This is a genomic window from Tardiphaga sp. 862_B3_N4_1, assembly GCF_051811085.1.
GTDB lineage: Bacteria > Pseudomonadota > Alphaproteobacteria > Rhizobiales > Xanthobacteraceae > Tardiphaga > Tardiphaga robiniae.
Genome location: NZ_JBPWQB010000001.1, coordinates 1,541,325 through 1,563,588 on the forward strand (window position 1 = coordinate 1,541,325; position 22,264 = coordinate 1,563,588).

27 protein-coding genes and 3 pseudogenes are annotated in these 22,264 nt (G+C 62.0%); 20 read left to right on the forward strand and 10 right to left on the reverse strand.

Going from position 1 to position 22,264, the window contains the following annotated elements; all coding sequences use genetic code 11:
• Positions 1 to 14: 14 nt before the first annotated feature.
• Complete coding sequence (locus tag AB8B02_RS07090; protein ID WP_439063531.1) at positions 15 to 926, reverse strand: outer membrane protein; 912 nt, start codon at positions 924 to 926, stop codon at positions 15 to 17.
• 70 nt (positions 927 to 996) lie between these two features.
• Between AB8B02_RS07090 and AB8B02_RS07095 the strand changes: the two are divergent.
• A pseudogene (locus AB8B02_RS07095) lies at positions 997 to 1,206 on the forward strand (phage major capsid protein); the annotation flags it as partial.
• A 75-nt stretch (positions 1,207 to 1,281) separates the two neighbouring features.
• Here the strand turns inward: AB8B02_RS07095 and AB8B02_RS07100 are convergent.
• Positions 1,282 to 1,446 (reverse strand): hypothetical protein, encoded by a 165-nt coding sequence (locus AB8B02_RS07100; protein WP_439063532.1) that lies wholly within the window; start codon positions 1,444 to 1,446, stop codon positions 1,282 to 1,284.
• A 197-nt stretch (positions 1,447 to 1,643) separates the two neighbouring features.
• Here AB8B02_RS07100 and AB8B02_RS07105 point away from each other — a divergent pair, with 197 nt between their 5' ends.
• Complete coding sequence (locus AB8B02_RS07105; RefSeq protein ID WP_439063533.1) at positions 1,644 to 2,903, forward strand: phage major capsid protein; 1,260 nt, start codon at positions 1,644 to 1,646, stop codon at positions 2,901 to 2,903.
• 49 nt (positions 2,904 to 2,952) lie between these two features.
• Here AB8B02_RS07105 and AB8B02_RS07110 read toward each other — a convergent pair whose 3' ends face one another.
• On the reverse strand, positions 2,953 to 3,282 hold the full coding sequence (locus AB8B02_RS07110) for a hypothetical protein (RefSeq protein ID WP_439063534.1): 330 nt from the start codon (positions 3,280 to 3,282) through the stop codon (positions 2,953 to 2,955).
• Between the two features lie 111 nt (positions 3,283 to 3,393).
• Between AB8B02_RS07110 and AB8B02_RS07115 the strand changes: the two are divergent.
• From AB8B02_RS07115 to AB8B02_RS07130, 4 genes and pseudogenes are all read left to right on the forward strand, one after another.
• Positions 3,394 to 3,600, forward strand: a pseudogene (locus AB8B02_RS07115) (phage major capsid protein); the annotation flags it as partial.
• 88 nt (positions 3,601 to 3,688) lie between these two features.
• Positions 3,689 to 4,528, forward strand: a complete 840-nt coding sequence (locus AB8B02_RS07120; RefSeq protein WP_439063535.1) for a hypothetical protein — start codon at positions 3,689 to 3,691, stop codon at positions 4,526 to 4,528.
• Positions 4,529 to 4,548: 20 nt separating this feature from the next.
• Entirely contained in the window at positions 4,549 to 4,896 is a 348-nt protein-coding gene (locus AB8B02_RS07125) for a DUF2019 domain-containing protein (RefSeq protein ID WP_320443757.1), read from the forward strand.
• An 84-nt stretch (positions 4,897 to 4,980) separates the two neighbouring features.
• Entirely contained in the window at positions 4,981 to 5,292 is a 312-nt protein-coding gene (locus AB8B02_RS07130) for a hypothetical protein (protein ID WP_093758999.1), read from the forward strand.
• Between the two features lie 81 nt (positions 5,293 to 5,373).
• Here AB8B02_RS07130 and AB8B02_RS07135 read toward each other — a convergent pair whose 3' ends face one another.
• The 3 genes from AB8B02_RS07135 to AB8B02_RS07145 form a co-directional block, all read right to left on the reverse strand.
• Positions 5,374 to 5,583, reverse strand: a complete 210-nt coding sequence (locus AB8B02_RS07135; RefSeq protein ID WP_089267048.1) for a hypothetical protein — start codon at positions 5,581 to 5,583, stop codon at positions 5,374 to 5,376.
• Between the two features lie 221 nt (positions 5,584 to 5,804).
• The gene (locus AB8B02_RS07140) at positions 5,805 to 6,137 is read right to left on the reverse strand and encodes a hypothetical protein (protein WP_439063536.1); all 333 of its coding nucleotides are present in this window, start codon (positions 6,135 to 6,137) and stop codon (positions 5,805 to 5,807) included.
• A 112-nt stretch (positions 6,138 to 6,249) separates the two neighbouring features.
• A complete protein-coding gene (locus AB8B02_RS07145; protein ID WP_439064607.1) occupies positions 6,250 to 7,011 on the reverse strand; it encodes a S1 family peptidase in 762 nt (253 codons plus the stop codon).
• A gap of 118 nt (positions 7,012 to 7,129) precedes the next feature.
• Here AB8B02_RS07145 and AB8B02_RS07150 point away from each other — a divergent pair, with 118 nt between their 5' ends.
• The 8 genes from AB8B02_RS07150 (at position 7,130) to AB8B02_RS07185 (ending at position 11,169) form a co-directional block, all read left to right on the forward strand.
• Positions 7,130 to 7,702 (forward strand): head-tail connector protein, encoded by a 573-nt coding sequence (locus AB8B02_RS07150; protein WP_439063537.1) that lies wholly within the window; start codon positions 7,130 to 7,132, stop codon positions 7,700 to 7,702.
• A complete protein-coding gene (locus AB8B02_RS07155; RefSeq protein ID WP_439063538.1) occupies positions 7,699 to 8,019 on the forward strand; it encodes a head-tail adaptor protein in 321 nt (106 codons plus the stop codon). The genes AB8B02_RS07150 and AB8B02_RS07155 overlap by 4 nt, the downstream gene beginning before the upstream one ends.
• 164 nt (positions 8,020 to 8,183) lie before the next feature.
• Positions 8,184 to 8,591 (forward strand): DUF3168 domain-containing protein, encoded by a 408-nt coding sequence (locus tag AB8B02_RS07160; protein ID WP_439063539.1) that lies wholly within the window; start codon positions 8,184 to 8,186, stop codon positions 8,589 to 8,591.
• Positions 8,592 to 8,669: 78 nt separating this feature from the next.
• Positions 8,670 to 9,077, forward strand: a complete 408-nt coding sequence (locus AB8B02_RS07165) for a phage major tail protein, TP901-1 family (RefSeq protein ID WP_439063540.1) — start codon at positions 8,670 to 8,672, stop codon at positions 9,075 to 9,077.
• A 170-nt stretch (positions 9,078 to 9,247) separates the two neighbouring features.
• Complete coding sequence (locus AB8B02_RS07170; RefSeq protein WP_439063541.1) at positions 9,248 to 9,574, forward strand: gene transfer agent family protein; 327 nt, start codon at positions 9,248 to 9,250, stop codon at positions 9,572 to 9,574.
• Complete coding sequence (locus AB8B02_RS07175) at positions 9,571 to 9,786, forward strand: rcc01693 family protein (protein WP_439058028.1); 216 nt, start codon at positions 9,571 to 9,573, stop codon at positions 9,784 to 9,786. The genes AB8B02_RS07170 and AB8B02_RS07175 overlap by 4 nt, the downstream gene beginning before the upstream one ends.
• Positions 9,779 to 10,348, forward strand: a complete 570-nt coding sequence (locus AB8B02_RS07180) for a phage tail tape measure protein (protein WP_439063542.1) — start codon at positions 9,779 to 9,781, stop codon at positions 10,346 to 10,348. Before AB8B02_RS07175 ends, AB8B02_RS07180 begins: the two co-directional genes overlap by 8 nt.
• 182 nt (positions 10,349 to 10,530) lie before the next feature.
• A complete protein-coding gene (locus tag AB8B02_RS07185; RefSeq protein ID WP_439063543.1) occupies positions 10,531 to 11,169 on the forward strand; it encodes a phage distal tail protein, Rcc01695 family in 639 nt (212 codons plus the stop codon).
• A 31-nt stretch (positions 11,170 to 11,200) separates the two neighbouring features.
• Here the strand turns inward: AB8B02_RS07185 and AB8B02_RS07190 are convergent, their stop codons facing one another.
• On the reverse strand, positions 11,201 to 12,769 hold the full coding sequence (locus tag AB8B02_RS07190; protein WP_439063544.1) for a serine hydrolase domain-containing protein: 1,569 nt from the start codon (positions 12,767 to 12,769) through the stop codon (positions 11,201 to 11,203).
• 101 nt (positions 12,770 to 12,870) lie between these two features.
• Between AB8B02_RS07190 and AB8B02_RS07195 the strand changes: the two genes are divergently transcribed.
• From AB8B02_RS07195 to AB8B02_RS07210, 4 genes and pseudogenes are all read left to right on the forward strand, one after another.
• Positions 12,871 to 13,737 (forward strand): DUF2163 domain-containing protein, encoded by an 867-nt coding sequence (locus tag AB8B02_RS07195; RefSeq protein ID WP_439063545.1) that lies wholly within the window; start codon positions 12,871 to 12,873, stop codon positions 13,735 to 13,737.
• A gap of 226 nt (positions 13,738 to 13,963) precedes the next feature.
• Complete coding sequence (locus tag AB8B02_RS07200) at positions 13,964 to 14,329, forward strand: BP74-related protein (protein ID WP_309944700.1); 366 nt, start codon at positions 13,964 to 13,966, stop codon at positions 14,327 to 14,329.
• 39 nt (positions 14,330 to 14,368) lie between these two features.
• The gene (locus tag AB8B02_RS07205; protein ID WP_439063546.1) at positions 14,369 to 15,451 is read left to right on the forward strand and encodes an alpha/beta hydrolase; all 1,083 of its coding nucleotides are present in this window, start codon (positions 14,369 to 14,371) and stop codon (positions 15,449 to 15,451) included.
• Between the two features lie 7 nt (positions 15,452 to 15,458).
• Positions 15,459 to 15,596, forward strand: a pseudogene (locus tag AB8B02_RS07210) (phage BR0599 family protein); the annotation flags it as partial.
• Between the two features lie 104 nt (positions 15,597 to 15,700).
• Here the strand turns inward: AB8B02_RS07210 and AB8B02_RS07215 are convergent.
• Together AB8B02_RS07215 and AB8B02_RS07220 are read right to left on the reverse strand one after the other, a co-directional pair.
• Positions 15,701 to 16,462: an SDR family oxidoreductase gene (locus AB8B02_RS07215; protein ID WP_439063547.1), complete on the reverse strand. Its 762-nt coding sequence runs from the start codon at positions 16,460 to 16,462 to the stop codon at positions 15,701 to 15,703.
• Between the two features lie 34 nt (positions 16,463 to 16,496).
• Positions 16,497 to 17,729, reverse strand: coding sequence for an MFS transporter (locus AB8B02_RS07220; RefSeq protein WP_439063548.1), 1,233 nt, complete (start codon positions 17,727 to 17,729; stop codon positions 16,497 to 16,499).
• Positions 17,730 to 17,899: 170 nt separating this feature from the next.
• On the opposite strand from AB8B02_RS07220, the gene AB8B02_RS07225 reads away from it, so the two are divergent.
• Positions 17,900 to 18,823 carry a LysR substrate-binding domain-containing protein gene (locus AB8B02_RS07225; protein WP_231081004.1) on the forward strand — a complete coding sequence of 308 codons (924 nt, stop codon included), beginning with the start codon at positions 17,900 to 17,902 and terminating at the stop codon, positions 18,821 to 18,823.
• A gap of 205 nt (positions 18,824 to 19,028) precedes the next feature.
• On the opposite strand, the gene AB8B02_RS07230 is transcribed toward AB8B02_RS07225, so the two are convergent.
• Positions 19,029 to 19,169, reverse strand: coding sequence for a hypothetical protein (locus AB8B02_RS07230; protein ID WP_439063549.1), 141 nt, complete (start codon positions 19,167 to 19,169; stop codon positions 19,029 to 19,031).
• A gap of 526 nt (positions 19,170 to 19,695) precedes the next feature.
• On the opposite strand from AB8B02_RS07230, the gene AB8B02_RS07235 reads away from it, so the two are divergent.
• Positions 19,696 to 22,263 carry an autotransporter family protein gene (locus tag AB8B02_RS07235; RefSeq protein WP_439063550.1) on the forward strand — a complete coding sequence of 856 codons (2,568 nt, stop codon included), beginning with the start codon at positions 19,696 to 19,698 and terminating at the stop codon, positions 22,261 to 22,263.
• The last annotated feature ends 1 nt before the right edge of the window (position 22,264 follow it).

Below are 22,264 nucleotides of genomic sequence, written 5' to 3' on the forward strand. Positions count from 1 at the left end.
GCCGCGATGCGCGCTCAGAACAGTTTGTTGATCGTCGCCGTGATCGCCTGGGTCTGGGTCCGCGCGGCGGCGGTGCCGACCATGGTGCCCTGGTTGGTGGTGCCGCCGGTGCCGTTCGGATTGGTGAACGGGCTCGCATAGTTCGCGGTGTTGTTTTCGGTCATGGCGAACATGTAGTTCACATCCACGAACCAGGTCGGATCGAGGAAGTAGGTGGCGCCGACCATGGCGGCGCCGCCGAGCACCCAGCTCTTGCTGGTCAGGTTGATCGGCGCGCCGGAGACGTCGGTGCGGCTGCCGTTGAGGTCGGCGAAGCCGATCAGGCCGTTGAGGTCGGTGCGGACCTGGGTCAGCGTCGGGCCGGCGCCGAGATAGACGAAGCCGCGGTCGAACGCATGGCCGATGAAGGGCACGAACGTCATCTGGTGATCGATATGGATCTGGTAGGACTGCACCAGCGCGTTGCCGGTGAACGGCACCACCGTGCTCGTGCCGGTCGGCGTGAACGATCCCACCTGTGGCAGCAGCGCCGCGCGGATGTTGGAACTGGCGCCGAGATAGCTGTAGCCGAACTTGGCGCCCCACAGCCAGTCGCTGCCGGAGAAACGGGAGAAGTAGCCGCCCTGCGCCGAGAAGGCGATCTGCGCACGGTCGTCCGGATACAGCGTCGCCGGGCCGGCGGCCGATCCCGAGGAGGTCAGTACGCCGTTGGTGAAGACGTTCGACGTCCCCACCGCATAGACATTCTGGGTGCCGAAATCGAGCGTATTGGCGCTGCCGCCGATGCCGACGAAGAAGCCGGAGTGCGGCACCCACGAGGTCTCGGCCGGCGGCAGCCGCGGCGCCTTGACGGTCACATCGGCCGCTTGCGCGGCTCCGGCCGCGACCAGGCCGGCGAGCATTCCAGTCATGGTGATGTTGCGCATGTCGTTCCCCCGGCGGGGCGAATCCCCGCTTGCAGCAGCCTAGGCAGAGCGGGGGAGGCGGGTCTGTGCCATTCCGCACAGTTCCGCCGCGTCCGAGACAAGTGACCTCGATCATCGCCAATCAACGCCGCGCGAGGACTACGACGAACTGCGCAACACGTTCGAGGAATTCAAGTCCGCCAATGACGAGCGCATCGCGCGGATCGAGCGCGGGCGCGGCGACGTGCTGCTGGAGGAGAAGGTCGATCGCATCAACCAGGCGCTCGATGCGCAGCAGCGCTGATCGCAAGCAGGCGCTCGGCGCCGTGAGCGCCGGTGTCGCGTTTCGCCGGAAATCTGAAAACCGTGTGAGGACCTAGTGCAGCTCGTCGCGCGAAATCGGCAGGTGCAATTGCGCCGCGCGCTCCTCACGCTCGCGCTTGCGGAATTCGCTTTCGCGCCGCTCGAAGGCGAGCATCTGGTCCTGCGCCTGCTGCAGGAACTGCTCGTATTTCGTCATCGGTGGTTGAGCGTGTTGCATCGCGTCGGCTCCGTGTTGGTCACCAATACCGGGCCATAACACCATACCCCGCCCGCGGGTTCACTGTTCCAGATCAAATTCAACGTCGCTCGCAGCAAGTTTCGCAAGCACCGCCGCGCCCGTCAACGTGCCAGCGCGGCTCTGTTCGCGTGACCTCGGTTCCATCACCCCAACGACCCTTCAACGGAGATCTGCCCATGAATTTCGATATCACTGATGCTGCCCCCGAACACAAAGCCGGTTTCTCGACCGGCGCGCGCGACGACTATGATGAGTTGCGGCACACTTTCGAGGAGTTCAAGGCCGCCAATGACGAGCGGCTGGCTGTTATCGAGCACAAGCGCGGTGACGTGCTGCTGGAGGAAAAGGTCGATCGTATCAACCAGGCACTGGATGCGCAGCATCGGCGGCTCGATGATCTGGCGCTGCGCCAGGCGCGGCCCTCGCTCGATGGCATTCGGCGGCAGCCGCGCGATGGCGTGGCGCGCGAGCACAAGAGTGCCTTCGATGCCTATGTGCGTGCCGGCGATGTCGATGGCCTGCGCCAGATCGAGACCAAGGCGATGTCGGTCGGCAGCAATGCCGATGGCGGTTATCTGGTGCCGGTCGAGCTCGAACACGCGATCAACCAGCGTGTGATGGCGATCTCGCCGATCCGCAGCATCGCCTCGGTGCGCGAGATTTCCGGCAATGTCTACAAGAAACCGTTCATGACCGCGGGGCCGGCGACGGGCTGGGTCGGCGAAACCGACGCGCGGACGCAGACGACGTCGGCGACATTCGACGCGCTGTCATTTCCGGCGATGGAGCTTTATGCCATGCCGGCAGCGACGGCGACGCTGCTCGACGACAGCGCCGTGGATCTCGACCAGTGGATCGCCTCCGAAGTCGAACTGGTCTTCGCCATGCAGGAAGGCGCGGCGTTCGTTGCTGGTGACGGCGTCAACAAGCCGAAAGGCTTTCTCAGCTACACGACAGTCGCCAACGCTTCCTGGGGCTGGGGCAATCTAGGTTATCTCGCCTCTGGCGCGGCGGGGGCGTTCGCGGCCTCCAACCCGTCCGACATTCTGGTCGATCTGATCTACAGCCTGAAGGCCGGATATCGCCAGAACGGTAGCTTCGTGATGAACCGCAAGACCCAGGCGACCATCCGCAAGTTCAAGGACTCCACCGGAGCCTATCTCTGGCACCCACCGGCGCAAGCCGGAGGGCGCGCCACGCTGATGACGTTCCCGCTGGTGGAAGCGGAGGACATGCCGGACATCGCGGCAAATGCGCTCGCATTGGCCTTTGGCGATTTCCAGCGCGGCTATCTCATCGTCGACCGCGTTGGCGTCCGCGTGCTGCGCGATCCGTATTCCGCCAAGCCCTATGTGCTGTTCTATACGACCAAGCGGGTGGGCGGCGGCGTGCAGGACTTTGATGCGATCAAGGTGCTGAAGTTTGCGGTGAGCTGAGGGCGGGCGATCGGTGCGGGCGATGTGCCGTCGCCCGCCATTGCCTGGTTCAGCAATAGCGGTAGTTGCAGCCAAATTGCTGGCGGCCAACAAGCAGCTCCGGCGGCACACCATAGTGGCTGTAGTAATAGGAAACCTGCGGCGGACCGAAATAACGGTGAACCTGAATTGGAGCTCCGCCCGGGGACGAATAAGTGGTGACCTTGTCGAATGGCGGGGATTCGACGGCAAGGTAACGCCCGCCGCCAACAAGCGGCGCCGGCTCGACCACCTGACCTTGGCCATAGCGCGGAGTGCCCGAGAGATCGGCGGCTGTCGCCGGCAGCGTCACAGCAGCAGCGATGCAGGCGAAAGCGAGCTGGCGCAGCACGACTGGCATTCCTTCTGATCGGCGGGTCACTGCGCGAGAGCGATGGCGACGTATATGCGTTGCATGTTTGCCAGAAAGAGCTTGTGTGAGGCTGATCTGACGTGCGCGACGTGTATCGCAGATATGCCGAACGTGGTCGCCGGATCGCTGTCGATTGCTTTCGGCGATTTCCGCCGCAGCTATCTGATCGTGGACCGCCAAGGTGTGCGCGTGCTCCGCGATCTCTATAGCGCCAAGCTTTATGTGTTGTTCTACACGACCAAGCGGGTCGGGGGCGGGGTGCAGGATTTTGATGCGATCAAATTGCTGAAGATAGCGGCGAGCTGAGGAGAGCGTTCAGCTCGATCTTGATTAACCGAAGCCGGCCCTTGGGCCGGCTTTTTGTTTGGCCTCACCAATGCTCGGAACAACTCGCATGGACCCGCGCGGGAACGTCTATCTGCGGCATCAGCTGCAGCGCTTCATGCGGCCTGATGCGGCGCGCTACTTGGATCCGCACGCTACGCGGTTTCTGAAGCCGGGAAGTGAGAAGGCAGATGTCTATCCGGCGCTGGAGCGAAAGTATGAAGGTCAGCCGCGAATTCCGGAGGGCGAGGAGGGCGGTGGGCAATTCACATTCGGGCGGGATCCTGACCGCACTGGAACCGGATCCGGGAGGCCGTATGTCATTGTCAATCAGCTCGAAGATCTCGGGGCTGGTGGAGACAATGACAGTGGAGATGCCTGGGAAAATGTGCAACTGGCAGGAGACCTTGGCGGGCCGACCGAAGAACCGCCGCAAATTCCCGACGACAAGCCACCAAAAAGTTCGCAGCGCAACGCGGTTCTTCGCTCGATCGCGAGTTTTCTCGGCCGAAATAGCGGCCTGATTGCAGATGTTTTCATCGGTCTGATGAATGAAATCGAGTGGCTTGAAAGCTATCAGGACTTGATCCAAGCCGCTCGCGATCCGCCGAAAACTATGCGCGAGCTGCAGAATGCCGTTGGCAAGGGAAGGCGGGGTTACGATGATCACCACATCATTGAGCAGACAGCCGCAGAGCGATGGCGCCTGTCACGAAGCCAGATTGATGATCGATCGAATGTTGTCAGTATTCCGAGATTGAAGCACTATCAGATCACGGGATGGTACATGACCAAGAATGCCGACTTTGGCGGCCTTACGCCTCGCGAATATCTAAGCGACAAAAGCTTAGAGGAACGTCGGCGAGTAGGTCTAGACACACTGGAGCTGTTCAAGGTTTTGCAGCGATGAAGCGGATAGCACTTACTGAGATGTCCACGGCTGATCTGGTGAAATCGTTCGCTGAAATTGTGGTGGCGCAGGACGAAGCCAGTCTTGGCGGTCAAATAGAAAAGTTCAACCGTCTCTTCGACAACATGATGGATGTCTCAAATGAACTGAAGCGCAGAAAGGGCGATCAGCGCATTCTGCTGCTCGATCTTTTCAAGCATCCAAACGTCCAGGTGCGCTTGCAGGCCGCCAAACTCACGCTTGCGGTTGCACCTGGCCAAGCGCGAGCTCAACTTGAGGAGATCGTACAATTGCAATGGTTTCCGCAGTCAGGGGATGCAGGCATGTCGCTCCGAAACTTAGATCTTGGTGTTTTTAAGCCGGTATAATTGCCGTTGCTGGCCTACGTCCGCACGGAACCATTCCCCCGCTGCCGTCGTTACCTCCATTCACGCAAGCTTTGGAGAACGACAATGAGACTGACCGAACGCGTCGCGTGTGCGGCCGTGATTGCCGTGATGGGATCCTTTGCGGGATCGGCAGCTCAAGCTGCTGACCAGACCTTCACGGGGGTCGTCACCATCCTCGATCGCACCACCAGCGAAGTGGTGATCAAGCAGGCGCCGGCTGGCGAGACCGTCGGCGCGAATACGCCGGGCGCGGTGGAGAAATTCAGGCTGCGCACGGTTCCGGAGTCGCTGCATGCCGGCGAGCGCGTCACGGTGACCTATACCGAGAGCAATGGCGTCAAGACGATCAGCAATGTGACCGAGAAGAAGGACTAGCCGATACGGGCGCATGGGCTGCTGTCGCAGGCGATACTGCTGCATGGGACCATGCGCCCGGAATTCCTGGTGTGGACAGGTTCAATCCTTCAGCACGAACTTCTTGCGCAGTTCCACGGCCACTTCGTCGGCGAGCTGCTGGGCATAGGTGGCGTGTTTCGGCGCGGTGATCACCATCGGCCGCCAGCCGAGCAGGGCATCCCTGCGTACCGACACATAGACGCCGCCGACAACGATGCGCTGGGCGATCATTTCCTCAAGTTCGGCTTCGGTCTTTTCTTCTTTTCCCATAACCGGCTTCCCGTGATGCTCTGAAGCACCCCTCTAGCTAGGGAGGCATTTCGGAAATGCAGTTCACAAGAATGAGAGACGCCACTATCACAATGTCGCAGGCAATGCTGTCGCATGACAATGCGGTCGCAGGAAAATGCGGTCGCAGGAAAATGCTGTCGCAGGAAAACGCTGTCGCAGTCTGAAGCCTCCGCGGCCGGCGCGCCTGTTCCGTGCCGCGCTCAGCAATAGCCGTAATAGCCGCAGCCATAGGGCGCGCGGCTGAAGATCGTTTCGGACGGAGTGCCGTAATAGTTGCGGTAATAATAGGAATTCGGCTTGCCGTAATAGCCATGCACGATGGAGGAGATATCCACCTCCGGCGCATATTGCACGATCGGCTCTTCCATCGGCCGTTCGTCCTTGACCACCACCACGCGGCGGCTCTTCACCACCGGCTCGTCGAACAGGCGGCCGATGCGGCCCTGGCCGGCCATGTCAGCGGCCTGCGCGCCCGCGATCAGGGCAGCGGCTGAAATGGCCACGGAAACGGCGGGGATAAGCAGGCGCAGCATGCGGGATGTCTCCATGATTCGCGGATCATAGCGGAGAACCTTTCACGGATCTTAACGACACCTGCCTTGCGCGGCGCTTGCTTGCACAGCGTTGCCTGAATGGCGCCTGCGATCAGAGCGGCGTGCCCCAGGCGCGCGCCGTCTGCAGGATCCAGTCGCGATACAGCGTCAGCGGCGTCACGCCGGTGAGGCCGCCGCAGCCGGCGGCGTTCTTCGCGCCGGTGGACCACGACACCACGCCGATCACGATGTTGCGGCCATTTTGCTGTTGCAGCACGGGCCCGCCTGAATCGCCGGTGCAGGCGCCGAGGCCGTCGCGTGTGTTGTCGGTCGCGGGATCGACCAGTCTTATCTGCAATTTGCCGGGATGGCTGGTGGAGGTGAGCTGCGCCGCGCGCACGGTGCCGCCGCTCTTGCCGTCGCCGCGCGCGGCGACGCCGATGCCGGCCACGAGATAATTCTGCCCGGCGGCGAAGGGCTCGGTGGGCACGCCAAGCGGCAGCGCGGTCTTGCCGGGCAGCGGCTCCGCGAGCTGCAGCAACGCCACATCGGCGCTGGCGCGATGCGCCTTGATGCCTTCCGCATTGAATTGCGGATGATCGGCGACGCGCTTCACCGCGAGCAGTTGCGGCTGCCGCTGGGCGTCATAGAGCACGATCTTGTAACTGGCGCCGGGCGTCACGCAATGCGCAGCCGACAGCACCAAAGTTGGCGCGATCAGTGCGCCCGAACAGAAATTGCCGCGCGAGCCGACAATGGTGATCACCGCGCGGCCGATCTCGTCATCGCGCACGCTGGCGCCGCCGACCAGGGCGGAGGCGGGAATTGAGATGAGCGATGCAAGCGCAATGCTGGCAGTGGCGAGAGAACGAATGACGGCGCGTGAGCGCCGCGGCATGCGGGAACCTGTCTGAATCATGGCAGGGATGTCAGCCCCGCGGACCCGCGATGTCAATTCCCTGATTGGTCACACGAGCCTCCCGGAGATCCCCATGTCCGCCATCTTGCTGGTGCCGCCGGCAAGCGAACCGCTGTCGCTTGCCCAGGCCAGACAATTTCTGCGTGTCGACCACGCCGACGATGATGCGGTCATCACCGCGCTGATCGCCGCCGCCCGCGCGCATGTGGAAGCGCTGACACGCCGTGCACTGCTGACGCAGACCTGGCGGTTCGTGCTGGACGCATGGCCGGCGAATGGACCGTTCACGCCGCGCATTGGCCCGCTGCAGACACTGCTCGCCGCGCGGGTGTTCGACGCGGTCGGCGCGGTGCATGCGCTGGATGTCGAGAGTTTTGTCGTCGACCGCGTCGCGAATGTCATCGCCGCGCCGTGCTGGGCCTTGCCCGCACCGGACCGCGCTGTCGCCGGCATCGAGCTCGATGTGATCTGCGGCTTCGGCGCGCTTGCGAGCGACGTGCCGGCGGATCTCATTCATGCGCTGAAGATGCTGCTGGCGCATTGGTATGACAATCGCGGGCTTGTTGGCGGCAGCGGCGGCGCTGCGGCGTCGCAGCCTGCGAGTCTGCATGCGCTGATCGCGCCGTATCGGGGGCTGTCGCTATGATCGATCCCGGACGGTTGAAGACACGCCTGGTGATCGAGGCGCCCATCGAGGCCGATGACGGGCAGGGCGGCGTCACGCGCAGCTACAGCGCCGTCGCCACCGTCTGGGCCGCGGTGCTGCCGGCGCGCATGACGCACGAAGTCGAGGCCGATGCCGACGGCGCGCTGGTACATCTGCGCATCATCCTGCGCAGCGGCTTCGCGCTGACCCTGCGGCATCGCTTCATCGACGCCGCGAAAATCTATCGCATCACCGCGCTGCGCGAGATCGACGAGCGCCGATTCGTCGAGATCGACGCCGAATGGCGCATCGACTGACCCTTACCCTCCCCTGAAGGGGGAGGGTCGTCACGTGCATAGCACGTGGCGGGGTGGGGTGAATGTTCATCGACGATGCTTGTGGCTTCACCCCACCCCGATGCTCGCTGACGCTTCGCATCGACCCTCCCCCTTCAGGGGAGGGTAAAAAGAGGGATCATCCCATGCCCGCAGCTCACGTCGCCTTGCGCGCGGCGATCTTTGATGCGCTCAAGGCCGACACCGCGCTGGGTTTCGCGCTCGGCGGTCACCGCGTCTATGACGAGCCGCCTGTGAATGTGGCGTTTCCCTATGTCACGCTGGGCGATGCGCGCATCATCGATGTCTCCGCCGATGACGGCGCGGTGCAGGAGCATCAGCTCACGCTGCATGCCTGGTCGCGGCAGGGCGGCCACAAGGAGGCCCATGTGATCACCGGCGCGCTGCTGCAGGCGCTGGACGACGCGCCGCTGACGCCGGATGGCCATCGGCTGGTCAATCTGCGCTTTGCCATCGCCGATATCCGGCGCGAGGCCGATGGCCGGACCTATCACGCCGTGGTGCGGTTTCGCGCCGTCACCGAACCGCAGTGATCTTTGCTTGACGCGTTTTCTTGACGCGAACCGGCATCCACTTCGCTTGAAAACGCTATTTTATAAAGGGAGCACGCGATGGGCGCACAGAAGGGCAAGGATCTGCTGATCAAGATCCATAACGGCACCACCTTCGTCACGGTGGCGGGGCTGCGCAGTCGGCGCATCGCCTTCAATGCGGAGATCGTCGACATCACCCATGCGGAGTCCGTCGATCGCTGGCGCGAGCTCTTGGCCGGCGCCGGCGTGCGGCGCGCCTCGATCTCCGGCCGCGGATTGTTCAAGGACGGCGCCTCCGATGCCCTGGTGCGGCAGGCGTTCTTCGACGGCACGATCAATAACTGTCAGGTCCTGGTGCCTGATTTCGGCGATATCACCGGCCTGTTCCAGATCGCCAGTCTGGAATTTGCAGGGGAACACAATGGCGAAGTGAGCTTCGATCTCGCGTTGGAGTCCGCGGGCGCGCTGACCTTTGCCGCGGTGTGACCCTTACCCTCCCCTGGAGGGGGAGGGTCGTCACGTGCGTAGCACGTGGCGGGGTGGGGTGAATGTTCATCGACGGTGCTTGCGGCTTCGCCCCACCCCGTCTCGCATTGCGCTTCGCGCGCTGCTCATCGACCCTCCCCCTTCAGGGGAGGGTATGAACGGAGATCATCATGCCGAACAGATTACGCGGCGAGATCGCCGCCGAACTCGGCGGGCGCAGCCGCACGCTGGTGCTGACGCTCGGCGCGCTGGCGGAGCTCGAAAGCGCGTTCGGCGCCGACGATCTCGCGGCACTCGCCGAACGTTTCGGCTCCGGGCGGATGTCGGCGCGCGATCTCATCCGCATCATCGGCGCCGGATTGCGCGGGGCAGGTGAGGCCATCAGCGACGACGAGGTTGCGGCCATGACCGTGCCGGGCGGCGCCGCAGGCTTTGTCGGCATCGCCGCCGAACTGATATCAGCCACCTTCACCGATACGCCGCAGGGCGCACGATGACACAGCCCGCGCCATTTCCATGGGCCGAGGCGATGCAGTTTGGCTTTGGCGTGCTGCGGCTGTCGCCCGATGCGTTCTGGCGGATGACGCCGCGCGAATTGGCCCATGCCATCGCGGCGGTGCGCGGCCCTGTATCGACGCCGATGGATCGCGGCGCGCTCGACGCGCTGATGAAACAGTTTCCGGATTCCGGGGAGCCTTTGCATGAGTGACACCAGTGACCTCTCCGCGGCGTCCGGCACGCTCGACAGCATAACGACGAAGACTGCTACTCTAACGTCTGCTGCCACCACTTTCTCGAAGGTGATGACCCAGGCCTTTTCGAGTTCGGTCGCGTCGGGCCAGAAGTTCGACGATGTGCTGAAATCGCTGGCGCTGAAAATGTCGGACCTGGCGGCGAAATCCGCGCTGCAGGCCGGCGCGGGCGCGATGTCATCGAGCATTTCCTCGCTGGTCTCGAGCCTGTTCGGCGGCGCGGGCAAGGCTGGTGTCAGCAGTCCGGTGAAGGCGTTCGCGTCGGGCGGCGTGATCGGCACGCCCAGCTATTTTCCGATGCCCGGCGGCGGCACAGGCCTCGCAGGCGAGGCCGGACCGGAAGCGATCATGCCGCTGCAACGTGCCGCGGACGGCAGCCTCGGTGTCGCCACGCAGGGCGGTGGCAACACCATCAATGTGCAGATCGCGACACCGGATCTCGACGGCTTCCGTCGTTCGGAGAACTACGTGACCGGCCAGATCGCGCGGGCGGTGGCGCGCGGCCAGCGCAGTCTGTGATGGATAGCGTGCGATCTGCTTACCCTCCCCTGGAGGGGGAGGGTCGTCACGTGCGCAGCGCGTGACGGGGTGGGGTGACTGTTCATCGACGGTACTTGTGGCTTTACCCCACCCCGTCTCTCATCGCGCTTCGCGCGCTGATCGTCGACCCTCCCCCTCCAGGGGAGTGAAGGAAGAGTTTCATGACAGTCTTTCACGACATCCTGTTTCCGCTCGATATCGCGCTGAAGAGCGCAGGCGGGCCGGAGCGACGCACGGAGATCGTGTCGTTCGGCTCAGGCCGAGAGGAGCGCAACGCACGCTGGGCGCATTCGCGGCGCCGCTACGATGCAGGCTATGGCATCAGGACGCTGGCGGCGCTGCAGAGCGTGGTGGCGTTCTTCGAGGAGCGGCGGGGACGACTGCATGGCTTTCGCTGGCGCGACCGGCTCGATCAGACCTCGAACATATCAGGCGAAGCGATCTCGCCCCGCGATCAGGGCATCGGCATCGGCGACGGTGCGACCGCCTCGTTTCAATTGATGAAGACCTATGGCAGCGCTTTTGCGCCGTATCAGCGGCCGATCACCAAGCCCGTCGACGGCAGCGTGCGCATTGCCGTTGCCGGCGACGAGATCGTGGGCAGTGCCTTCAACTGCGATGTGACGACGGGCCTCGTGACATTCGCCAGCGGGCATATTCCTGGAGCGGGTGCCGCGATCACCGCCGGCTTCCAGTTCGATGTGCCCGTGCGTTTCGATACCGACTATCTCGAAGTCGATCTGTCGGCCTTCGCCGCCGGTGCAATCCCGAAAATTCCGCTGGTGGAGATCAGAATTTAGGAGGCGCATCGGTCGTGAGGGGGGCGGACTATCAGTCGGTAGTCTCGCCGTGCAGTTCGAGCTTGTAGCTGTCGGTGTTCTCGAAATTGACCGTGACCTTCTTGCCCTCGAAAGCCAGCGTCCAGGACTGCATTTCGCTGTGGCCGAGAATACGGCGCTCGACGACAAAAGTATTGGTGTTCGTCCATCGCCCCCGCACCGCATCGACACCATAGCTGACGGGAGAACCGGTCCGGAAGTTGCCGTCAAGTCCAAGTGGACCGGTGAAGCGGCGGGTCTGCTCGGGCTTGCCGGTGACGGTGGTGATCTCCCATGACGGGCTATCGCCGACCAGGGTCAGGCTGAACGTCCCGACCCGGATTGCATTTTGGGTGAAGCGGTAGGTCTTGCCGGAGACGTCTTTGGCCAGATCCGGCGTCAGGCCGAGCGGTGACGGCCGCGGCGTTGCCGCGTTGCGGATCGATGCGGCCAGCAGGGCCTGCGCAACGGGATCGTCGGGCAGGGCGCTCTCGGATTTCACTGCGCCGGCGATGTCGTCGATCAGACGGCGGGTCGGATAGAATTCATCCTTGCGCATGCTGCCGGTCAACACGGCGACAATATCGAGTTTCGGCAAAACCATGATCAGCTGCGAGTGCAGACCACGCGCCATATAGGCGCCTTTCTCAGGGATCGACCACCACAGATTGGCGTAATGATTGTCGGCAGTTGCGACGATCTTGCCCTCGGCCGCGCGATCGACCCATGACGGCGGAATGATCTCGCGGCCTTCCCAGACACCGTTTTGCAGATAGAGATAGCCGATCTTTGCCATGTCATGCGGCGGGATATAGAGCCCGGCTTCGCCATCGGTCACGCCCTGCGCGTCGGGGCGGCCCCAGTCGACGTCGGTAATGCCCAGCGGTCCGAACAATTCGCGCTTGGCGAATTCGAGCGCGTTCTGTCCCGTCTTCTTGTTGATCAGCGCGGAGAGCAGATAGGGATTGCCGCTATTGTAATAGAACCGCTCGCCCGGCGCCCGGCTCATCTCCTGGCCGAGCACGAATTCGGTCGGATTTTTGCTGCGATACATCCGGTCAAGCGTTTCGTCGGATGTATAGGCTTCCTCCTTCCAGGCGATGCCGGAAGTCATGTCGAGGAGATGCTGGATCGTAATGGCCTTCTTGCGATAATCCAGTTTGTCGATCTGGTTGTCGGCGAACAGATCGATGACCGGGTGATCGACACTGTCGAGTATCCCGTTTTTCAATGCGATGGCGATCAGCGTCCCGGTGACGCTCTTGGTCACCGAGCGCAGATCGTGGCGCAGGCCGGCGACATAAGGCGCGTAATAGGCATCGGCGACCAGCTTGCCATGGCGCACGATCAACAGGCTGTCCTGCTGGCGTGCGCCGACGGTATCGATCAATTGGGCGAGCCTGCCGGAATCCATCCCTTGCGATTCCGGCGTTGCGACCTGCCAGCCCTTGGTCGGCCATGGCGCCGTCGTCGCCGGCGTTTCGTCCGGCGCACCTGCTGCGCGAATGATGGTCGCGGGAGTAACGATCAGTGTGACGATTGCCGCGAGCACGGCGATCCCGGCAAGGCGTTGTCGCAGCATCCGTCCGCTCCCTGTGCCCGGCCTGTTGCATGCCGGTACTGTGAGAACAATTAGAGCGCGAAGGATGGTCGCGCGCAATGACGACGTTTCAGGATTCAACCATGCGCAGCATCCCTGCAGCCCTGCAGGCCAAACTGGATTCCGGCGTCACGACGCTGGCGCAGGTCTGGAAATTGACGCGGCGCGATGGCGTCGTTGCGGGTTTCACCGATCACGACTGCGATCTCGTCATCGGCGGCGTCACTTATCGCGCCGGCACCGGGCTCGCCGCGTCGGAGGCCACGAGCCGCTTCGATCTGTCACTGGATGGTGGCGATATCGCCGGTGCGCTGGACGACGACATCCTCACCGACGCGGATCTCGCGGCGGGGCGCTACGATGCCGCGCAGGTGGAGACCTGGCTGGTGGACTGGAGCGACACATCACTTCGCGTGCTCACGGCACGCGGCACGCTCGGTGAAGTGAAGCGCGAAGGCACCGCATTCATCGCCGAATTGCGTGGGCTTGCGGCGCTGCTGTCGCAGGAGAGCGGGCGGCTTTATACGGCGCGCTGCGGCGCCGATCTCGGCGACGGCAAATGCCGCATCAATCTCGCAGGCTGGCAAGGCACTGGTGCGGTCGAGGCGCTCGAAGGCGTGTCGATGTTTTCCGCGAGTGGCCTCGGTGCCTTCGCAGATGATCTGTTCAGCGCGGGGCGTCTGACATGGACGAGCGGCGGCAATGCCGGGCTCGCCATGGAAGTGAAGCAGCATCGCGTCACGCCGGGCCATGTGCGGCTGTCGCTGTGGCAAGCCATGGCGGAGCCGATTGCAACCGGCGACGCATTCACCGTCACGGCCGGCTGCGACAAGACGCTGGCGACCTGCCGCGATCGCTTCGGCAATGTCGATAATTTCCGCGGCTTTCCCGATATCCCCGGCAACGATTTCGTTATGAGCTATCCGACGCCGGGGACGGGTGGGGGATGACTCGTCACCCTTCGTCTGGACAAAGAAGAAAGTCCGCCAACGCCCCTTCAAAGGCCGCCGTATCACTCAACTATGAGTCCGGGTACTAAAGCGCTCAATCCAAGCCCGCCCTGCATGAAAGACTCAAGACCTTATTGTAAATCGGAATGAGTTCTGTCAGCCTTGATGGATATTGCGAACGAGTTTCATTTTAGTTCGGGAATATTTTTCATCGAGGCATTTTCCAATGGCATACTTCCGTTGCTATCAACAAAGCATTCACAAGTCGTTTGTCATCCAGTTAGAGACGGAGGCACTCGTAAAGGAAGCACGGGGCTTCGTATCTGGTAAACTAGCTGCCAAGTCCGTGATGGGCAGGATCGTGAAAGAGACCCGGCTCTATAATGCACCGTGGAGCTGGCATCTCGATCCACCGACAATAGAATTCTTCGAGACAACTACTGAAGTTTGCGATGCATCCATTTTAGATGTCGAAGCGCATTTGGCAGATGTCGGCGGCAGCTTTCTCCCAAAAAACGTATGGTGCCCGTGGCAATCGCGCGTGATCGAGGAAGTCCGGTTTTCTTTCTTTGGGCTTAAGACCATAGCTTAGGTAGTTATTGTGAAATTTTCATAGATTAGGGAGACGCTTGTGCAAAGATCAATTCGGGTTCGTTTTGCGACGAACCGCAATCGGGTTAACAACCTCGAAATATTTGGTTCTGATTTCTTTGGGAGCGACGGCAAGCGATACATCACTGGATCGATTAACGTCGTCCAGCAGTCCAATAAGCCAGATACAGGTTGGTATCCTGATCACACTACGCTTGTTCTGGATGAGCCTACGCAATCCGGAAAAGCGAAAGCTCCTCAGCCAAACGATATTGTCTCATTCGCTCGTGATCGCGCTACTGCCCAAAAACTGAGAAAGACTGGATCAGAGTTCGGGACAATTCTAATTCCTGGCTTCAATTCGACATTTATCAGCGCACTGCACAGCGCAGCCCAAATTGCAGACGCATATGGCGCGGTGGAGTGCTACTGCATTTCATGGCCTTCTAATGGTCAGTTTGGCCTAAAGCCATATAGATCCGACCAAACAAAAGCACAAAAATCCGGCACCTTCGTCGCTGATGTGCTGACAAAGCTGCTCGTATCTTTAAACACGGCATCCTCTGCTCAGAAGCCGCGGCTGAATCTCGTAGCTCATTCCATGGGCAACCGCGCACTTAGTGCAGCGATGCAAATCATCCGCGAAAAAACACCAAAGGAGATCACAGAAAACTTGTTTGAAGGCGCGGTTCTTGCGGCATCCGATGTGCCAGATAATGCGCTTTCGAAATCGGACCAATTGGCTCCGCTTGTGAAGCTGGCCAAACGTGTCACGACTTACTACGCTGGCGGCGATCTAGCGCTGACCCTCAGTAATGCGGTGAACTCGTGGACTCCATTGGGACTTGGAAAGCCACGTTCTCTTGAACTACTTCCCAAAACCGTTACCACAGTGGATTGCAGCGATGTTGCCACTACTTATGGCGACGACGGAAAAACGCATCACAGGCACCAATACTATCGATGCTCCGCGTGGGTTATAAATGACGTAATGCAGGTTCTGGCTGGTGTTGCGCCGAACAAGATTGAAGGCCGCAAGGCAGATGTGGCTGGTGGGATTGGAGGTAGAGCCTGGTGGATTCCTTATGATACAGAATCACTATCTGGTAACGGCGTGAAGTAATTCTCCCAGCGGCGCCAATGCCGGGCTCGCCATCGAGATCAAACAGCATCGTGTCACGCCGGGCCAGGCGCGGCTGTCGCTGTGGCAAGCCATGGCGGAGCCGATAGCAGCCAGCGATGCATTCACCGTCACGGCCGGCTGCGACATATGCGCGAGCTCACCGCGAATGTCGCCTGCAATTATTCTGGAGAAGTTTCGGTTTCGATCAGGAGGGCGTTTCGGGCAGGGCCTGGCGCTGTACGTTGTTGCTCACTTGCCGCCAGTGACATCGAGGAACGTGCCGGTAACGAAGGAAGCCTCGGCACTTGCCAGCCACAGGATCGCCCGCGCAACCTCTTCAGGCTGACCGCCTCTGCCCATCGGGATCGAGTCCTTGACGCGATCCACTCGTCCCGGCTCTCCGCCGCTGGCATGCATGTCAGTGTAGATGTGCCCCGGGCGAATGCAGTTGACGCGTATCCCATCCCGCGCGACTTCCTTGGCGAAGCCGGTCGTGAATGTCTCGACGGCGCCCTTCGATGCAGCGTAGTCGACATATTCGCCGGGGCTGCCGAGCCGGGCCGAAGCCGACGAGATGTTGATCACGGAACCGCCCCGCCCGTTGTGGCGATACGACATCCGCTTCACCGCTTGTTGGGCACAGAGGATCGGGCCGATCGCGTTAACCGCGAAGATGCGCTGCATCCGCTCGAATCCAAGATCCTCCAGCCGGGACTGCCGCGCAAGCATCGCGGCGTTGTTCACCAGCACATCGATCCGGCCGAACTTTCGGTCGATTGCAGCGAATAATTGAGCGACCTGCTCTGGATCCGCACTATCGGCGCGGACCGGCAAAGCCCGGCGCCCTGCAGCTTCGACATCAGCCGCCACCGCAAGGGCGGCAGACTCGTTGGAGACGAAGCTGATCGCCACATCGTAACCTTGCGTGGCAGCAAGCCGCGCCGTCGCGGCGCCTACGCCGCGACTTCCACCCGTTATCAGAATGAGCGGCGTCTGCGAGACTGTATCCATCTAACGAACCTTCATGTGATGGTGAAATAATAATCTAGGGCTGTCCGGATGAGTGCGATGCCAAATTGATTTCGACGTCATCGCTCAGATGTCTTGAGAGTGGGATCATGAACGGGCAGATCGCCAGCGCCGTCATTGCGGTCGCGGCCGTTGCCATTGCAGGTCCGAACGCGTCGCCCAGAAAACCATAGAGAACCGGGGCACCGGCACCCGCGCCGATGGTGCCGGTATAAAACAGGGCGAAGGCACGCGCAGTGCGATGGGGCGGGGTCAGTTCGGGGACCGTTCCATACAGCACCGATGACGTGCCGTTGAGCATCACCCCCAGCGCCGGCAGAATCACCATGACCGGGATGAGTGGCAGGACCAAAACACCGAGGATCAGAAGCGCAGTGGCAGCCTCGGTGAAGAGAACGGTGCGCCGGGTGCCGATCCTGTCGCCAAGCCAGCCGCAAGCGAACTTGCCGGCGGCTCCGCCGACGAAGAGAAGTGCCAGAGCAAAACCGCTGGTGGGAAGCGAGGCTCCTTTTGCAATCAGGAGAAATGGCAGAAAGGTGAGAAAGCCCATTCTGACGGCGCTATCGAGCATTCCGATCGCCAAGAGCCAATAGAATCCGCCCCGACTTCGACCGGTCTTGCTGGATCGTTCCTTCGCATCTGCTGCATGCCCCATGCCCACGGCCGGCATCCACACTGCCATGGCGACAGACACGGCGATGCCGGCGATAGCGAGCGCAAATACGGCATGGCGCCAGGCGATGGTGACAAGCAGCAGAGACATCAGCGCCGGGATGGCCGCCTTTCCGAGATCGCCTGTGAAATTGTAGATACCGAGCGGCCTGCGCGCAGCGCGCCCATAAGCCCGTGAAACGGCGGCGGACGCCAGAGGGTGTTGTGTGCTCGAGCCTGCGCCTGCCAATGCGAGCGCAAAGCTCAGTCCGATGATGCCACCGGAGATGCCCGCGAGAGCGTAGCCCAACGCCGATAGCGCCGTGCCGCAGCAGAGAATGAGTTTGGCATCGATCCGCTCTGCCAGATGCCCTGCCGGCATCTGCAGACATGCCATGGTGCCGGAATAAAGACCGCGAAAGATCGCAAGGACGCTATAGCTCAGCGCAAATTCGGTCTGCCAGATCGGCAGCAATACATAGATCGCGTCCGTGAAGCCGTCGTGCAAAGCGTGGTTGAGCCCGGTCAGCGCAAGCGTTCGCGCGGCGCGCGTCCGGTTTGCAGGAGCCATAGTGGTCGTGGTCTCGTGGTGGGTCATGTGCTGTTTCTTGGGTCTTCCGGCGCACGCACTGCAATCGCAGAAAATCTGAAGGTTGGTGCGCCAGAGCTGGTGTCTGGCGTGCAAAGCGCTGCTAAAGTCACTCTGAACTAGACTTCAGACTGTCACAAATCAGTAATACTCAGATCATGGGTTAGAAATTCTCAAGTATGTCCACCTTTGTCCCGCGCCGTAGTCTGCCGCCGCTGAATGCGGTCCGCGCCTTCGAAGCCGCCGCCCGCCTCGGCAGTCTGAAGGAGGCGGCCGTTGAACTCAGCGTGACCCACGGCGCCGTCAGTCAGCAGATCCGGCTACTGGAAGACTGGCTCGGTGCTCCGGCGCTGTTTCGGCGTTCGGTGCGCCGGGTCGTGCTGACGCCTGCCGGCGCAGCGCTGCTCACCGAATTCGGACCGGCGCTCGATCGTATTTCGGCTGCCGTGCAGCAGCATCGAACCAGACGGCATGACGCGCCATCCATCGTGCTGCATGTGAACGCCCTCGCAACTTTCAGTCTGCGATGGCTGTTGCGACGCATGGGCGCTTTTCGTGCAGAGCATCCCGACATCGAGGTACGCTTGAGCACGTCGAATGAGACGATCGACGCTCTGGCAGAGCCGTTCGATGTCGTGATCAGAGGTGGCCCGGACGCTTTTCCCGGTTACACCTCGCGTTTCCTGTTCGGGGAGCGGCGGCTGCCGGTGTGTAGTCCGACCATCCTGGATCGGGCGCCGCTGACCGATATCCGCGATCTGTCGCACCATACGCTGCTTCACGTCTCCTCGATGGCGCGGCTGTGGCGGGACTGGCTGGCTGAGGCCGGAGAGCCCGCCCTTCGCCCAGAGGCATCCCTGACCTTCGATCATTTCTATCTGACCATACAGGCAGCGATCGACGGACTCGGCGTGGCGATGGGTCCGACCGCTTTGGTCGCCGATGATCTCGCGGCCGGGCGATTGATGACGCCGTTTCCGGACATCAGTCTCTCGGCGCGAAGCTACTTCGCCTATCTGCCGGAAGCGCGACGGACCGATCCACATATCGCCGTGTTCTGCGACTGGCTCGAGCAACAAGGCCGCGATCTCGTCCGGAGCTAGCGTCGATAACACCGTCGCTTCCATGAACCGCTGGGGCAAGGCGCGGGCGGCGACGCCGATCAGGGCCTCGTCGGTCGCTCTCCGGCCCTGAACAGCTTCCTGGTGTATCGGCAATGTCGATAATTTCCGCGACTTCCCCGATATTCCCGGCAACGATTTCGTCATGAGTGACCCGACGCCGGGGATGGGTGGGGGATGATCGCGATCAATCCGTCCCCTGCAGCGTGACGGATGGCGTGTGGGTCGCATGTGATGCGATGGCATCGATTCGTTGCAGGGCGACGTAGTGAACGATCACGAAGCACGCGATTGCGGCGGCGTAGAGCAGACGTTCGAGTAATGCCATCGATGGTCCATCCGAATGAGAGACGCGCTTGTCGTGGCTCATCATCGATGGAGCAGTGATATCAAGCGTCCTACGAACGACCGATACGCGTTCACATTCGTCTGTTGCGTGCGTTGCCACGTTCCGACGCGAGAGACATCGAACGAGCGCACGCACTGATAGATCGAGCTTGCGATGTGCCAACCGGATTCGATCTCGAAAGACTTTGTTAAGCGTCTTTCGTTGCGCAAACGGCACAGGCCGCGCGTTTGTTCAGCGTGAACACGCTTCGATTATTGTCCGATTGTTGCGGCTCATCTAGCTTCGCAAGTGTCCTTCGCGGACTGCACGACAACAAACATCCGCATCCTCGAACGGTGTGGATTCGATCGAAGTGGAATAACGCATGCGCGAATGCATCGGATTTGCGACGATCGGACGACAGTCGGATGACACACGCTACAAAAGCCCGGATCGCACCCGGCGATCTCGATCCAGCAGCGCCCGAACGCGATTGCTTCGCTTGCTTTTGGCGAGCGCCTCGGCGATGGCGCTCACGGTTCTCTCTGCCGGATCGGCCGCGGCTCAAGTCAACTGGACCGGAAGCACAAACAACGACTGGATGGTCGGGAGCAACTGGCAGGGCGGCGCGGTCCCCGTCGGCGTTGCCGTCAACATCGGCACGACGTCGCCAAATCCGACGGTGCTCGGTGTCGGCGGCGCGGCGGCCGGAACGACCGGAAACATCTCCGTCGGTGTGATCGGCGTGACGGGCAATCTGACCATTCAGAACGGCAGCACGCTGACCAGCACCGGCGCCAACGTGCGGCTCGGACAAGGGGGCGGAAGCAACGGCATAGTGACTGTCACCGGGCCTGGATCGCAATGGCTGGTTACCAACGGACAACTTGTTCTTGGCTTTGCGGGAAATGGCACGCTCAACATTGAAAACGGGGCGAAAGTATCCGCATCAGCATCCTCCGGCACTAGAGTGGGCAGCGGCACCGGGTCTTCCGGCACGCTCAACATCAATAGCGGCGGCACGCTGGAGACCCGCACCCTGACCGGCAGCGGCGTCGGCCCCTCGCAGGTCAATTTCGACAATGCCATTTTGCGTGCCAAGAGTAGCGCTCCCATTGCCTTCATCGTCGCATTTTCCGGCACCGAGCTGAACCTTCTCGCGGGCGGACTGACCATCGATACCAACGGCTTCAATGTGGGGACCGACGCGACGTCCGGGTTCACTGGCGCCGGTGGCTTGATCGTGACGGGCGGCGGCGTTTTCAACTTGCTGGCGAACAGCCTTTATTCCGGCCAGACGTGGGTCCAGGCCGGCAGCACGCTCTTCCTTCAGGGCGCCGGCGACATTGCCAATTCGAGCAAAGTCATTGCGGACGGAACCTTCAATATCTCGGCCATTACTGCGGCGGGCACAAACATTCAGAGCCTGGCGGGAAGCGGCGCCGTCACGCTTGGCGCAAAGAACCTGACCATCACGAATGCGAACGATCTGTTCTCCGGCGTCATCTCCGGCACCGGCGGACTGACGCTCAGCGGCGGCATGCAGACCCTTTCCGGTGTCAACACCTATACCGGTGGCACCACGGTGAGCGGCGGCACGCTCAGCGTCAACGGCAGCGTCTGCGGCGCCATGACTGTGTTGGCCGGCGGCACGCTGCAAGGCACCGGCACGGTCTGCGACACGTCGAACGCAGGCATCGTCGCGCCCGGCAATTCCATCGGAACGCTCACTGTCGCCGGCAACTACACCGGCAACGGCGGAACGCTGCAGATCGAATCCGTGCTCGGTGGCGATGCCTCGCCGACCGATCGGCTTGTCGTCACCGGCAACACCGCGGGCAGCACCAATGTGCGGGTGATCAATCTCGGCGGCAGCGGCGCTCAAACCGTCGAAGGCATCAAGATCATCGATGTCGGCGGCGCATCGAACGGCGCGTTCTCGCTGCTCGGCGATTATGTGATCCAGGGCCAGCAGGCGGTGGTCGGCGGCGCCTATGCCTATACGCTGCAGAAGAACGGCGTCAGCACGCCGACCGATGGCGACTGGTATCTGCGTTCGAGCCTGATCAATCCGCCGGTCTCGGCGCCTCCCGGTCCGCTCTATCAGCCCGGCGTTCCGCTTTACGAAAACTATGCGCAGGTGCTACTCGGCATGAACGAACTGCCGACCATGCAGCAGCGCGTCGGCAATCGCTATTGGGGCGGCAGCGACGCCATGGCGCGCGCCGGTGTCGCACTGGCGCCAGGCGAGGCGTCGCCGACGCCAACGGCGTTCTGGGGCCGCATCGAAGGCGGCCAATCCAATTTGCAGCCCTCGACCACGACAGGCTCCACCTATAAGGCCGACCAGCTGAAAGTGCAGGCGGGCCTCGACGGTCTGCTGATGGAGAACGAGCGCGGAAGGCTGATCGTCGGTCTCACCGGGCAATATGGCCTGACAACCGCCAATATCGCATCGGCCTTCGGCAATGGCCGGATCCGCGTCGAAGGTTCGGGTGTCGGCGGCACGCTGACATGGTTCGGCGACAACGGCTTCTATGTCGACGGCCAGGCGCAATCGATGTTCTACCGCAGCGATCTCTCCTCGGTGCTGGCCGGCAGCATGACCCACGGCAACGAAGGGGTGGGCTATGCCTTCAGCGCTGAAACCGGCAAGCGGTTCTTTGTCGGCAACGGCTGGTCGCTGACGCCGCAGGCGCAGCTGTCCTATTCGAAGGCCGAGTTCGATCGCTTCACCGATCGGTTCGGCGCGCCGGTGTCGCTGCGCGACGGCGACAGCCTGCTCGGCCGCGTCGGCCTTGCGCTCAACCACCAGAAGACCTGGAACGACGGCGCAGGCATCGTGCGCTCGGATATCTACGGCATCGGCAACCTGCGCTACGAGTTCCTCGACGGCACCCGTGTCGATGTCGCCGGCACCGGCTTCGCCAGCGCGCAAGACCGGCTGTGGGGCAGCATCGGCGGCGGCGGCACCTATAGCTGGGCCAACGGTCGCTACGCCGTGTTCGGCGAGGTCTCCTATAGCGCGAGTCTTGAGGACGCGGCGGCGAACCGCAGCTACAAGGGCACTGGCGGCTTCCGCATCGTCTGGTGAG

Excerpts from the sequence above, each read along its gene's own strand:
- AB8B02_RS07230 (WP_439063549.1), bottom strand. The coding sequence starts at position 19,169 with ATGGCATTACTCGAACGTCTGCTCTACGCCGCCGCAATCGCGTGCTTC.
- AB8B02_RS07190 (WP_439063544.1), bottom strand. The coding sequence starts at position 12,769 with ATGCTGCGACAACGCCTTGCCGGGATCGCCGTGCTCGCGGCAATCGTC.
- AB8B02_RS07170 (WP_439063541.1), top strand. The coding sequence starts at position 9,248 with ATGCCGAACAGATTACGCGGCGAGATCGCCGCCGAACTCGGCGGGCGC.
- AB8B02_RS07185 (WP_439063543.1), top strand. The coding sequence starts at position 10,531 with ATGACAGTCTTTCACGACATCCTGTTTCCGCTCGATATCGCGCTGAAG.
- AB8B02_RS07160 (WP_439063539.1), top strand. The coding sequence starts at position 8,184 with ATGCCCGCAGCTCACGTCGCCTTGCGCGCGGCGATCTTTGATGCGCTC.
- AB8B02_RS07165 (WP_439063540.1), top strand. The coding sequence starts at position 8,670 with ATGGGCGCACAGAAGGGCAAGGATCTGCTGATCAAGATCCATAACGGC.
- AB8B02_RS07140 (WP_439063536.1), bottom strand. The coding sequence starts at position 6,137 with ATGCTGCGCCTGCTTATCCCCGCCGTTTCCGTGGCCATTTCAGCCGCT.
- AB8B02_RS07200 (WP_309944700.1), top strand. The coding sequence starts at position 13,964 with ATGGCATACTTCCGTTGCTATCAACAAAGCATTCACAAGTCGTTTGTC.
- AB8B02_RS07120 (WP_439063535.1), top strand. The coding sequence starts at position 3,689 with ATGGACCCGCGCGGGAACGTCTATCTGCGGCATCAGCTGCAGCGCTTC.
- AB8B02_RS07100 (WP_439063532.1), bottom strand. The coding sequence starts at position 1,446 with ATGCAACACGCTCAACCACCGATGACGAAATACGAGCAGTTCCTGCAG.
- AB8B02_RS07130 (WP_093758999.1), top strand. The coding sequence starts at position 4,981 with ATGAGACTGACCGAACGCGTCGCGTGTGCGGCCGTGATTGCCGTGATG.
- AB8B02_RS07105 (WP_439063533.1), top strand. The coding sequence starts at position 1,644 with ATGAATTTCGATATCACTGATGCTGCCCCCGAACACAAAGCCGGTTTC.
- AB8B02_RS07155 (WP_439063538.1), top strand. The coding sequence starts at position 7,699 with ATGATCGATCCCGGACGGTTGAAGACACGCCTGGTGATCGAGGCGCCC.
- AB8B02_RS07090 (WP_439063531.1), bottom strand. The coding sequence starts at position 926 with ATGCGCAACATCACCATGACTGGAATGCTCGCCGGCCTGGTCGCGGCC.
- AB8B02_RS07150 (WP_439063537.1), top strand. The coding sequence starts at position 7,130 with ATGTCCGCCATCTTGCTGGTGCCGCCGGCAAGCGAACCGCTGTCGCTT.
- AB8B02_RS07215 (WP_439063547.1), bottom strand. The coding sequence starts at position 16,462 with ATGGATACAGTCTCGCAGACGCCGCTCATTCTGATAACGGGTGGAAGT.
- AB8B02_RS07220 (WP_439063548.1), bottom strand. The coding sequence starts at position 17,729 with ATGACCCACCACGAGACCACGACCACTATGGCTCCTGCAAACCGGACG.
- AB8B02_RS07110 (WP_439063534.1), bottom strand. The coding sequence starts at position 3,282 with ATGCCAGTCGTGCTGCGCCAGCTCGCTTTCGCCTGCATCGCTGCTGCT.
- AB8B02_RS07195 (WP_439063545.1), top strand. The coding sequence starts at position 12,871 with ATGCGCAGCATCCCTGCAGCCCTGCAGGCCAAACTGGATTCCGGCGTC.
- AB8B02_RS07225 (WP_231081004.1), top strand. The coding sequence starts at position 17,900 with ATGTCCACCTTTGTCCCGCGCCGTAGTCTGCCGCCGCTGAATGCGGTC.
- AB8B02_RS07135 (WP_089267048.1), bottom strand. The coding sequence starts at position 5,583 with ATGGGAAAAGAAGAAAAGACCGAAGCCGAACTTGAGGAAATGATCGCC.
- AB8B02_RS07180 (WP_439063542.1), top strand. The coding sequence starts at position 9,779 with ATGAGTGACACCAGTGACCTCTCCGCGGCGTCCGGCACGCTCGACAGC.
- AB8B02_RS07175 (WP_439058028.1), top strand. The coding sequence starts at position 9,571 with ATGACACAGCCCGCGCCATTTCCATGGGCCGAGGCGATGCAGTTTGGC.
- AB8B02_RS07235 (WP_439063550.1), top strand. The coding sequence starts at position 19,696 with ATGGCGCTCACGGTTCTCTCTGCCGGATCGGCCGCGGCTCAAGTCAAC.
- AB8B02_RS07125 (WP_320443757.1), top strand. The coding sequence starts at position 4,549 with ATGTCCACGGCTGATCTGGTGAAATCGTTCGCTGAAATTGTGGTGGCG.